This is a genomic window from Pseudomonas sp. BN505 (genome assembly GCF_029873175.1).
GTDB lineage: Bacteria > Pseudomonadota > Gammaproteobacteria > Pseudomonadales > Pseudomonadaceae > Aquipseudomonas > Aquipseudomonas putida.
Genome location: NZ_SSOI01000069.1, coordinates 1 through 11,593, shown reverse-complemented (window position 1 = coordinate 11,593; position 11,593 = coordinate 1). Strand labels below are relative to the sequence as shown.

The window sequence follows — 11,593 nt, the reverse complement described above, 5'->3', positions numbered from 1 at the left end:
ATTTACTCCTTCGCCTCGTTGCGGCCCAGGTGGAAGGCGGTGACGGCTGCAGCCAGCAGCAGCATCGAGGCCAGTTCGACCACCAGCAGGTACGGCCCGAACAGGCTGATGCCCACTTCTTTAGGGCCCACGGTAGTGCCGCTGATGCCAGCGCCGCTCGGGGCGACGAACAGCACGTACAGCAGTTCCAGCAGCAACAGGGTGCCGAGGATCACCGGCCCTGCCCAGATGCCGGGCTTGAGCCAACCGCGCTCCTGGGCGACCGAAGCCGGCCCCAGGTTAAGCATCATCACCACGAACACGAACAGCACCATGATGGCGCCGGCGTAGGCGATCACTTCCAGGGCGCCGGCGAACGGCGCACCCAGGGAGAAGAAGATCATGGCCACGGAAATCAGCGAAATGATCAGGTAAAGCAAGGCGTGCACGGGGTTTGTGCCGGTCACCACCCGAAGGGTGGAGACCACGGCAATCCCGGATGCGAAGTAGAAAGCGAATTCCATCTTTCTGTCCTTATGGGAGCAAGCTCTTCACGTTGATCGGTTCGGCTTCGTTCTGCGCAGAGCCTTTCGGCTTGCCAGCGATTGCCATACCCGCAACACGGTAGAAGTTGTAGTCAGGGTTCTTGCCGGGGCCGGAGATCAGCAGATCTTCTTTCTCGTACACCAGGTCCTGACGCTTGAACTCGGCCATTTCGAAATCCGGAGTCAGCTGGATCGCGGTGGTCGGGCACGCTTCTTCACACAGGCCGCAGAAAATGCAACGCGAGAAGTTGATGCGGAAGAATTCCGGGTACCAGCGACCATCCTCGGTCTCGGCCTTCTGCAGCGAGATGCAGCCAACCGGGCAGGCCACCGCGCAGAGGTTGCACGCTACGCAGCGCTCCTCGCCATCGGGGTCGCGGGTGAGGACGATGCGGCCGCGGTAGCGCGGCGGCAGGTACACGGGTTCTTCGGGGTACTGCAGGGTGTCGCGCTTGCGGAACCCGTGGGAGAACACCATTGCCAGGCTGCGCAGCTGAGTGCCGGTGCCCTTAACGATGTCGCCGATATACTTGAACATGGGTCAAATCCTCACTGGGCCGCGACGGCTGGCGTGTTGTAGAGCACGATCGCAGCGGTCACCAGCAAATTGATCAGGGTCAGCGGCAGGCAGAACTTCCAGCTGAAGTCCATCACCTGGTCATAGCGCGGGCGCGGGATCGAGGCGCGCAGCAGGATGAACAGCATGATGAAGAACGCGGTCTTCAGGGCGAACCACAGGAACGGCACTTGCGGCAGGATGCCGAACGGGCCGTGCCAGCCACCGAAGAACAGGGTTACCAGCAGCGCCGAGATGAGGATGATGCCGATGTACTCACCGACGAAGAACATGCCCCATTTCATGCCGGCATACTCGATGTGGTAGCCGTCGGCCAGTTCCTGTTCCGCTTCCGGCTGGTCGAACGGGTGACGGTGAGTCACGGCGACGCCAGCGATGAAGAAGGTGCAGAAGCCGAAGAACTGCGGAATGATGAACCACAGGTTCTGCGCCTGGTACTCGACGATGTCGCGCATGTTGAACGAGCCTACCTGCACCACCACGCCCATCAGCGCCAGGCCCAGGAACACTTCGTACGACACGGTCTGTGCCGAAGCACGCAAGCTGCCCAGCAGGGCGTACTTGTTGTTCGACGACCAGCCGGCGAACAGCACAGCGTAGACCGACAGGCCGGCCATGGCGAAGAAGAACAGCAGGCCGATGTTCAGGTCGGCAACGCCCCAGCCCGGTGTGATCGGGATGATCGAGAAGCCGATCAGCAGGGCGCTCATGGCCACGACCGGCGCCAGGGTGAAGATCATCTTGTCGACGAAGGGCGGGTTCCAGTCTTCCTTGAAGAACATCTTCAGCATGTCGGCAGCGATCTGGAACATGCCGAACGGGCCAACGCGGTTCGGGCCGTAGCGGTCCTGCCACCAGCCCAGCAAGCGGCGTTCGACGAAGCTGAGCAGGGCGCCGCAGACCACCACGGCCAGCAGCACCACGATAGCCTTGACGACCTGGATGATCACGTCGATCACTTCGGGGGTGAACCAGCTCATTGTGCTGCCTCCTGCAGACCTTCGACGGATGCACCGAAGATGGCAGGCGGGATGCCGGCCAGGCCTTTCGGCAACGCGACCAGGCCAGCGCCCAGTTCTTCATTGATGCGCAGCGGCAGGCGCAGGGCCACACCGGCAACGTTCAGGCTCAGCAGAGCACCGTCGTTGACACCCAGACGGTCGGCTTCGGACTTGGCCAGGGCCACGTAGGCAGCCGGGATGCGCTGTTGCACCGGGGCGGCGCGCGACGAGCTTTCCTCGCTGCCGAACAGGTGGAAGAACGGCACGGCAGTCCAGGTGCCACGGGCCGGGTTGAAGGCACCCGGAATGGCGCTGAACCAGCTCAGGCGGTCGCCTTGCGGCTCGATCAGGCGTACGCCAGGGTCACCGGCACGCAGGTGGCCACCGACCTCGTCCTGGAACTTGTTCCAGGCTTGCGGCGAGTTCCAGCCCGGCGACCAGGCGAACGGCACCTGCTGGCGCGGTTCGGCGGAGCCCGAGTAACCTTCCATGGAGAAGGCGAACGCGGTGTCCTTGTCTTGCGGGGTGCGCGGCTCGTGCACGCTGATGTTGGCGCGCATGGCAGTACGGCCGGAGTAACGCAGCGGTTCACGGGCCAGCTTCATGCCCTTGATGCGGAACGCGGCGCTTGGCGCGGCGTTGACGATGCCGGCCAGTTGCGGGGCGGCTTCGGCACAGGCGCTGGTAACGTGGTCCAGCTGGGTCCAGTCGACCGGCTTGTTCAGCAGGGTGGCACGCAGGGCGTGCATCCAGCGCCAGCCTTCGTGAATCTGGATGCTGCTGTCCAGGTATTGCGGGTCGAACACCTGGAAGAAGCGCTGGGCACGGCCTTCCTGGCTGACCAGGGTACCGTCGCCCTCGGCGAACGAGGCCGCTGGCAGTACCAGGTGCGCACGGTCGACAGTGGCGGTCTTGGAGTGGTCGGCAACGATCACCACCTTGGCTGCAGCCAGGGCAGCGTCGACCTTGGCGGCCGGTACGCGGGCGTACAGGTCGTTTTCCAGTACGACGATGGCGTCGGCCTTGCCGCTGATGACCGCGTCCAGCGCGGCATCGATGGACTCGCCACCGAGCATGGCCAGGCCGATGCTGTTGGCCTCAGGCACCACCAGGCTCAGCGAGCCGTTTTTCTCGCGCAGCTTCAGGGCTTTGGCGATGTTGGCGGCGGCTTCGATCAACGCCGGGTCGGCCAGCGAGGTGCCGGCTACAACCAGTGGGCGCTTGGCGGCGACCAGGGCATCGGCGATGCGTTGGGCCAAGGCCTTGGCTTCGTCGTCCAGGCCGGCGACTGCCGGTGCACTCGGGTCGATGGCGTGGGCCACGGCGAAACCGATGCGGGCCAGGTCGGCCGGGGCGGCGTGCACGCATTCTTCGGCGACGTCGTCCAGCTTGGTTTCAGCCAGGGAGGCGATGAACAGCGGGTACAGCGCGTGCTGGCCGATGTTCTTCACCGCGGCGTCGAGCCACGGCTGCACTTTCATCGCTTCGGCCATGGCCTCGGCCTTGCCTTTGGTGGCCTGGCGTACAGCCAGGGCGACGCGGGCAGCGGTCTGGGTCAGGTCTTCACCGAGCACGAACACGGCGTCGTGGTCTTCGATGTCGCGCAGGGTAGGCACCGGCAGCGGGCTGTTGTTCAGCACGTTCAGGGCCAGGCGCACGCGGGCCAGTTCGCCAGCTTCCATGCCCGAGTAGAAGTACTCGGCACCGACAAGCTCACGCAGGCCGTAGTTGCTTTCGAGACTGGCGCGTGGCGAGCCGATACCGACGATGGTACGGCCGCGCAGCAGGTCGGCGGCCTTGTCCAGGGCGGCGTCCAGGCCCAGCTTGGTGCCGTCGGCCAGGTGTGGCTGGCGTGGGCGGTCCTTGCGGTTGACGTAGCCGTAGCCGAAGCGGCCGCGGTCGCACAGGAAGTACTGGTTGACCGAGCCGTTGAAGCGGTTTTCGATACGACGCAGTTCGCCGTAGCGCTCGCCGGGGCTGATGTTGCAACCGCTGGAGCAGCCGTGGCAGATGCTTGGGGCGAACTGCATGTCCCACTTGCGGTTGTAACGCTCGGAGTGGGTCTTGTCGGTGAAAACACCGGTCGGGCAGACCTCGGTCAGGTTGCCGGAGAACTCGCTCTCCAGCACGCCGTCTTCGACGCGGCCAAAGTACACGTTGTCGTGGGCGCCGTAGACGCCCAGGTCGGTACCACCGGCGTAATCCTTGTAGTAGCGCACGCAGCGGTAGCAGGCAATGCAGCGGTTCATCTCATGGGCGATGAACGGGCCGAGGTCCTGGTTCTGGTGGGTACGCTTGGTGAAACGGTAGCGGCGCTCGTTGTGGCCGGTCATTACCGTCATGTCTTGCAGGTGGCAGTGACCGCCTTCCTCGCACACCGGGCAGTCGTGCGGGTGGTTGGTCATCAGCCATTCGACGACGCTGGCGCGAAACGCCTTGGACTCGTCATCTTCGATGGAAATCCAGGTGCCGTCGGAGGCAGGGGTCATGCAGGACATGACGATACGACCACGGGTGTCGTTCTCGTCGGTGTACTGCTTGACCGCGCACTGCCGGCAGGCGCCAACGCTACCAAGCGCCGGGTGCCAGCAGAAATAAGGGATGTCGAGGCCTAGCGACAGACACGCCTGTAACAGGTTGTCTGCACCGTTGACTTCGAGCGCTTTGCCGTCTACGTGGATAGTGGCCATTGTTCAAAGTTCTTCGTTGGCCCGCGTGAGCGGGCGTGGCTAATGGAAATCGGTGAGCTTGCGACACGCCGCGAATGAGTCGGGCCTGCCGGCAAGCTGGCGAGTGGCACGGACCACCCGCCTAATCATCTTGTTATGCGCCGACCACGATCGGCCCGGCCTGGATTGGCTTGGCCAGGTCTGGGCGCAGGGTGTCACCCGCGGATGCTGGTGCGACACCGGCCTCGAACTCGGACCGGAAGTATTTGATGGCACTGCCCAGTGGCTCGACGGCACCCGGTGCGTGAGCACAGAAGGTACGGCCTGGGCCGAGGAAGTTGACCAGGCCCAGCAGCGTCTCGATGTCTTCGGCACGGCCTTGCCCGTTTTCCAGTGCACGCAGCATCTTCACGCTCCACGGCAGGCCGTCACGGCATGGCGTGCACCAGCCGCACGACTCGCGGGCGAAAAACTCTTCCATGTTGCGCAGCAGCGAGACCATGTTGACGCTGTCGTCCACCGCCATGGCCAGGCCTGTGCCCATACGGGTGCCGACCTTGGCGATGCCACCGGCGTACATCTGCGCGTCGAGGTGCTCGGGCAGCAGGAAGCCGGTACCGGCGCCGCCTGGCTGCCAGCACTTGAGCTTGAAGCCGTCGCGCATGCCACCGGCGTATTCTTCGAACAGCTCGCGGGCGGTGACGCCGAACGGCAGCTCCCACAGGCCCGGGTTCTTCACCTTGCCAGAGAAGCCCATCAGCTTGGTGCCGTGGTCTTCGCTGCCTTCGCGGGCCAGCGACTTGTACCAGTCGTTGCCGTTGGCGACGATGGCCGGCACGTTGCACAGGGTTTCGACGTTGTTCACGCAAGTCGGCTTGCCCCACACGCCGACGGCTGCAGGGAAGGGCGGCTTGGAGCGCGGGTTGGCGCGACGGCCTTCCAGCGAGTTGATCAGTGCGGTTTCTTCACCGCAGATGTAGCGGCCGGCACCGGTGTGCACGAACAGCTCGAAATCGAAACCGGAGCCCAGGATGTTCTTGCCCAGCAGGCCGGCGGCCTTGGCTTCATCAATGGCGCGGTTGAGGTTTTTCGCAGCGGTGGTGTATTCGCCACGCAGGAAGATGTAGCCACGGTAGGCCTTCAGCGCGCGGGCGCTGATCAGCATGCCCTCGACCAGCAGATGGGGCTGTTGCTCCATCAGCATGCGGTCCTTCCAGGTGTTCGGCTCCATTTCGTCCGCGTTGCACAGCAGGTAGCGGATGTTCATGGATTCGTCTTTGGGCATCAGGCCCCACTTCACGCCAGTGGGGAAGCCTGCGCCACCGCGGCCCTTTAGGCCGGAGTCCTTCACGGTCTGCACGATGTCGTCCTGCGACATCTCGCCCAGTGCCTTGCGGGCAGCGGCGTAGCCGTTCTTGGCCTGATACTCGGCAAGCCACACTGGCTCGCCGTCGTCACGCAGGCGCCAGGTCAGCGGGTGGGTTTCGGCGGTGCGCGCAATGCGGTTGGCCGGGCCGAAGGAAGTAATGGTCATACGTAACCCTCCAGCAGTTTGGTGACGCCAGCAGGCTGCACGTCGCCAAAGGTGTCGTCGTCGATCATCAGCGCGGGGGCCTTGTCGCAGTTGCCCAGGCAGCACACCGGCAGCAGGGTGAAGCGGCCGTCGGCGGTGGTCTGGCCGAGGCCGATACCCAACTCGCTCTGGATCTGGCTGACGACCGATTCATGGCCGCCGATGTAGCAGACCATGCTGTCGCACACGCGGATGATGTGGCGGCCGACCTGCTGGCGGAAGATCTGGCTGTAGAAGGTGGCTACACCTTCGACGTCGCTGGCAGGGATGCCCAGCACTTCGCCGATCGCGTGAATGGCGCCGTCCGGCACCCAGCCACGTTCCTTCTGGACGATCTTCAAGGCTTCGATGGACGCCGCGCGCGGGTCCTCGTAGTGATGCATCTCGTGCTCGATGGCCGAGCGCTCTGTTTCGCTCAGGGCGAAACGGTCTGTCTGGATAAGCGTGCTGTTCATGCTTAGCGGTCCACGTCAGCCATAACGAAGTCGATACTGCCCAGGTACGCAATGAGGTCGGCAACCATGCTGCCTTTGATCACCGAAGGGATCTGCTGCAGGTGCGGGTAGCTCGGAGTACGGATCCGGGTGCGGTAGCTCATGGTGCCGCCATCGCTCGTCAGGTAGTAACTGTTGATGCCCTTGGTCGCCTCGATCATCTGGAACGACTCGTTGGCCGGCATGACCGGGCCCCACGAGACTTGCAGGAAGTGCGTGATGAGGGTCTCGATGTGCTGCAGGGTGCGCTCTTTCGGTGGCGGCGTGGTCAGCGGGTGATCCGCCTTGTACGGGCCTTCCGGCATGTTGCGCAGGCACTGGTCGATGATGCGGATACTCTGGCGCATCTCCTCGACACGGACCATGCAGCGATCATAGGCATCGCCGTTGTGGGCCAGCGGTACTTCGAATTCGAAGTTCTCGTAGCCGGAGTAGGGGCGGGCCTTGCGCAGGTCGAAATCGCAACCGGTGGAGCGCAGGCCGGCACCGGTGGTGCCCCATTCCAGGGCTTCCTTGGTGTTGTACGCGGCAACGCCAATGGTACGGCCCTTGAGGATGCTGTTCTGCAGGGCAGCCTTGGTGTACTCGTCCAGGCGCTTTGGCAGCCAGTCGACGAAGTCCTTGACCAGTTTCTCCCAGCCGCGCGGCAGGTCGTGGGCGACGCCACCGATGCGGTACCAGGCCGGGTGCAGGCGGAAACCGGTGATCGCTTCGATCACGGTGTAGGCGCGCTGGCGGTCGGTGAAGGTGAAGAACACCGGGGTCATGGCGCCCACGTCCTGGATGTAGGTACCCAGGAACAGCAGGTGGCTGGTGATGCGGAAGAACTCGGCCAGCATCACACGAATTACGTCGACCTTCTGCGGCACCTTGATGCCTGCCAGCTTTTCCACCGCCAGTACGTACGGCAGGTTGTTCATCACCCCGCCGAGGTAGTCGATACGGTCGGTGTAGGGGATGAAGCTGTGCCAGGACTGGCGCTCGGCCATTTTCTCGGCGCCACGGTGGTGGTAGCCGATGTCCGGGACGCAGTCGACGATCTCTTCACCGTCCAGCTGCAGGACGATACGGAACGCACCGTGCGCCGAAGGGTGGTTGGGGCCGAGGTTGAGGAACATGTAGTCCTCGTTGGCGCCCTGACGCTTCATGCCCCACGCTTCCGGGTTGAAGCGCGCCGACTCTTCTTCAAGTTGTTGCTTGGCCAGGGTCAGGCTGTAGGGGTCGAACTCGGTGGCACGGGCCGGGTAGTCCTTGCGCAGCGGGTGGCCTTCCCAGGTGGGCGGCATCATGATGCGGCTGAGGTGCGGGTGCCCGGCAAAGTCGATGCCGAACATGTCCCACACTTCGCGCTCGTACCAGTTGGCGTTTGGCCAGATACCGGTCACGGTCGGCAGGTTCAGGTCGCCTTCGCTCAGCGACACCTTGATCATCACGTCGCTGTTACGCTCGATCGACAGCAGGTGGTAGAACACGCTGAAGTCGGCGGCCGGCAGGCCACGGCGCTGGGTGCGCAGGCGTTCGTCGACGCCGTGCAGGTCGTACAGCATGCTGTAAGGCTTGGCGACACCGCGCAGGAAGCTGAGCACCTCTTTGAGCTGGGCGCGTTTGACCCACAGCACGGGCATGCCGGTGCGGGTTTCCTGGGCGACGAATGCTTCGGCGCCAAAACGGTTGTTCAGTTCGACGACCACATCCTGGTCGTCAGCCTTGTAGGGCGGAATAAAAATAGCGTTGTCCGCTGTCATGGTCTCGGTCGCTTTGGGTCAACGTTAAGAATGAAGCCAGGCCGCCGGCTCCAGGGGGAGCGGGCGGCAGGTCGCTGGATCAGACTTCGTCGGGGCTGCGCAGGTTGGTTACTGCAATGCGCTGCTCACGACGCAGGTCTTTCTGGGCTGGCATCTCGGCACGGTAAATACCTTGATCACCAACAACCCAGGAAAGCGGGCGTCGTTCTTGGCCGATCGACTCCTGCAGCAGCATCAAGCCTTGCAGGAAAGCCTCAGGGCGTGGCGGGCAGCCAGGCACATAGACGTCCACGGGGAGGAACTTGTCGACCCCCTGAACGACCGAGTAGATGTCGTACATGCCACCGGAGTTGGCGCACGAACCCATGGAGATGACCCATTTCGGCTCGAGCATCTGCTCGTAGAGGCGCTGGATGATCGGCGCCATCTTGATGAAGCAGGTACCGGCGATGACCATGAAGTCGGCCTGACGCGGCGAGGCCCGGATGACTTCGGCGCCGAAGCGGGCGATGTCGTGGGGTGCCGTGAAGGCCGTGGTCATTTCCACGTAGCAGCAGGACAGGCCGAAGTTGTACGGCCAGAGGGAGTTCTTGCGACCCCAGTTGACCGCGCCACGCAGCACATCTTCGAGTTTCCCCATGTAGATGTTCTTGTGGACCTGGTCCTCTAGCAGCTGATCGGTGACGGTTTCCCGTTCACCTACCGGGTACTGCTCGTTAGGCGCATCCGGATCGATTCTGGTGAGATTGTATTGCATTGCCAAAGCCTCATTGTTTCAGCTTCGCTTGCCGCTTGCGGCGACCTTCGGGAGCCCAGTCAAGAGCACCGACGCGCCATAGGTAGACAAGACCTGCCAACAGAATTGCTATGAAAACGAGAGCTTCGACGAACCCGGTCCAGCCGCTTTCGCGGACGGACACAGACCATGCAAAGAGAAAGAGGGCTTCGATATCGAAGATCACGAACAGCATCGCGACCAGATAGAATTTGGCGGACAGGCGCAGGCGGGCGCTGCCGACGGGCAGCATGCCGGATTCGAAGGGTTCGTTCTTGGCGCGACCCCAGGCCTTGCTACCGAGCAGGCTGGACAGGCCGAGCATGAAGGCGCACAGGCCGACGACACCCAGGAGGAAGATGGCAAAGCCCCAGTTGTGGGCGATGAGTCCCGCCGAATCGGACATGCTAGAGATCCTTATACAGAGACCCAGCTCTGCAGTCTGAAATAAGTAGAGCGGCGACGTGGTGTCGCAGGTGCAGTGACCAAATGTCGCAGCTGAATCAATCGCGCTGATTTTATGGGTAAACCCGGTGCAAGTAAAATTTCTGTCGCAAATTTATTCGTAGGATTAAGAACAAAAGGCACTCGTAAATGGCTGAAAGCCTTGAAATTCGGGCATTGCGTGCGGTTTTGTTAATTATGTTTCTTGCGACTGGTAACGAATCACAAGTTGCGTAATGATAATTAATATCATTTGACCTGATGCTATGTAATTTGGCTGTTCTGCGCCTTGTAAAGTTCATCCGGCGATTCCCTCTACTTGCAAATGCGAAAGACTCCTGTTCTAGCAGCTTCCGATACTGCGCGCACCGCTCTGGGTCAATACTTTATCGGTTGAGCGGTGACTGGCTGATGCAGCAATCGCCCACTGCCCGAGCCAGTAGGTGAGGATGATCAGGTACGGCGCGGCGGCGAACGGGCTGACGAAGCGGTCGATGCCGATCAGGCTGTCGGAGAGCACGAACAGGCAGGCGCCGATTGCGGCCAGCCCGCCACAGGCCAGGGCGCGCCAGAGCATGGCGCTGATGGCCAGGGCGTACAGCGCGACCGGGATCAGCAACGGGCCGAGGCCGTGGCTGGCCAGTACGCCGAGCAGCGCGATGCCGGTGATGGCGCTGAAGATCAGTGCGGGCAGGGCGGGGCGCAGGGTAATGCCGCAATAGCCGCGCAGGTAAGCCAGGTGGGCACAGAGGAAGGCGGCCAGGCCGAATACGAACAGGTCGGCGGGGATGGCCAGCAGTATGTCACCCATTACCGAAAAGCCCAGGCCGATCGAGATCCACTTCCGATAAGGTGTGGCCGGGGCGCCGCGCAGCCAGGCGACAAGCGCCAGGACGGGAACGGGTTTGGCCAGCAGTGCGACCAGGGTATTGTCGCTGGCCAGTGCATATATATAGAGGGCGACGGCGGCCAGGGCCAGAATCATCAGGTGGCTTGGACGAGGCATGGGCGGTCCTTGCTGCTGTGCTGCCTCAAGCATAGACGTGATCCTGGGTTTTGCTGGTGATGCCTTTGGATTGGGTTAGGGCTGGCATGGGCTTGGCGAAAGCAATGCGGCGCCTGTGAGATCGAGCGCCGCCCGCGCGGCGCATCGCGAGCTGCGCTCGCTCCTACGTTTGTTTTTGGCCAGTAACGCCTGTGGCAGGCGCACGCGACCGTCTTGTTTGTACGGCACGATATCGAGTCATGCCCCAAGGCGTTCGCGCGCAAATCCCATAGGAATAATTGGCCCGAAACAAACGTAGGGGCGAGCGCAGCTCGCGATGCGCCGAGCGGGCGGCGCTCGGTCTCACGGGCGCTGAAGATGCTGTGGCGAACACCTCTCAGCCCAGGCGCATTTTCAAAGGCACGTCAAAAAGAAAGCCCGGAGCTTTCACAAGCCCCGGGCCTTCGTTCAACAGCAGCCCACTATCAGTGGAACTGCTCTTCCTCGGTCGAGCCGGTCAGCGCAGTCACCGACGATGCGCCACCCTGGATCACGGTGGTCATGTCATCGAAGTAACCGGTGCCCACTTCCTGTTGGTGCGCCACGAAGGTGTAGCCCTTGCTGGCGTCAGCGAATTCCTGCTCTTGCAGCTTCACGTAGGCGGTCATGTCGTTGCGGGCGTAGTCGTGCGCCAGGTTGAACATGCCGTGCCACATGTTGTGGATGCCCGCCAGGGTGATGAACTGGTGCTTGTAGCCCATGGCCGACAGCTCGCGCTGGAACTTGGCGATGGTGGCGTCGTCCAG

The 11,593-nt window shown here is 62.8% G+C and carries 10 protein-coding genes and 1 pseudogene; all 11 read right to left on the bottom strand.

The features are described from left to right. Window positions 1-2: 2 nt before the first annotated feature. Entirely contained in the window at window positions 3-503 is a 501-nt protein-coding gene (nuoJ, locus tag E8E78_RS26035) for an NADH-quinone oxidoreductase subunit J (RefSeq protein WP_016488224.1), read from the bottom strand. Window positions 504-513: 10 nt separating this feature from the next. Next, a complete protein-coding gene (nuoI, locus tag E8E78_RS26030; protein WP_003251442.1) occupies window positions 514-1,062 on the bottom strand; it encodes an NADH-quinone oxidoreductase subunit NuoI in 549 nt (182 codons plus the stop codon). 11 nt (window positions 1,063-1,073) lie between these two features. Next, entirely contained in the window at window positions 1,074-2,081 is a 1,008-nt protein-coding gene (gene nuoH / locus E8E78_RS26025; protein ID WP_012273297.1) for an NADH-quinone oxidoreductase subunit NuoH, read from the bottom strand. Next, window positions 2,078-4,792, bottom strand: coding sequence for an NADH-quinone oxidoreductase subunit NuoG (nuoG, locus tag E8E78_RS26020; RefSeq protein ID WP_049276690.1), 2,715 nt, complete (start codon window positions 4,790-4,792; stop codon window positions 2,078-2,080). The genes nuoH and nuoG overlap by 4 nt, the downstream gene beginning before the upstream one ends. A 133-nt stretch (window positions 4,793-4,925) precedes the next feature. Then, window positions 4,926-6,305 carry an NADH-quinone oxidoreductase subunit NuoF gene (nuoF, locus tag E8E78_RS26015; RefSeq protein ID WP_049276691.1) on the bottom strand — a complete coding sequence of 460 codons (1,380 nt, stop codon included), beginning with the start codon at window positions 6,303-6,305 and terminating at the stop codon, window positions 4,926-4,928. Continuing rightward, window positions 6,302-6,799, bottom strand: coding sequence for an NADH-quinone oxidoreductase subunit NuoE (gene nuoE, locus E8E78_RS26010; RefSeq protein ID WP_049276692.1), 498 nt, complete (start codon window positions 6,797-6,799; stop codon window positions 6,302-6,304). The genes nuoF and nuoE overlap by 4 nt, the downstream gene beginning before the upstream one ends. A 2-nt stretch (window positions 6,800-6,801) precedes the next feature. Next, complete coding sequence (nuoC, locus tag E8E78_RS26005) at window positions 6,802-8,583, bottom strand: NADH-quinone oxidoreductase subunit C/D (protein ID WP_016498752.1); 1,782 nt, start codon at window positions 8,581-8,583, stop codon at window positions 6,802-6,804. 79 nt (window positions 8,584-8,662) lie between these two features. Beyond that, window positions 8,663-9,340 carry an NADH-quinone oxidoreductase subunit B gene (locus E8E78_RS26000; RefSeq protein ID WP_012313769.1) on the bottom strand — a complete coding sequence of 226 codons (678 nt, stop codon included), beginning with the start codon at window positions 9,338-9,340 and terminating at the stop codon, window positions 8,663-8,665. A 10-nt stretch (window positions 9,341-9,350) separates the two neighbouring features. Next, window positions 9,351-9,764 carry an NADH-quinone oxidoreductase subunit A gene (locus E8E78_RS25995; RefSeq protein ID WP_003251427.1) on the bottom strand — a complete coding sequence of 138 codons (414 nt, stop codon included), beginning with the start codon at window positions 9,762-9,764 and terminating at the stop codon, window positions 9,351-9,353. A gap of 381 nt (window positions 9,765-10,145) precedes the next feature. Further along, window positions 10,146-10,808, bottom strand: coding sequence for a lysoplasmalogenase (locus E8E78_RS25990; RefSeq protein ID WP_280313699.1), 663 nt, complete (start codon window positions 10,806-10,808; stop codon window positions 10,146-10,148). Between the two features lie 464 nt (window positions 10,809-11,272). Next, window positions 11,273-11,593 (bottom strand): annotated as a pseudogene (locus E8E78_RS25985) (isocitrate lyase); the annotation flags it as partial.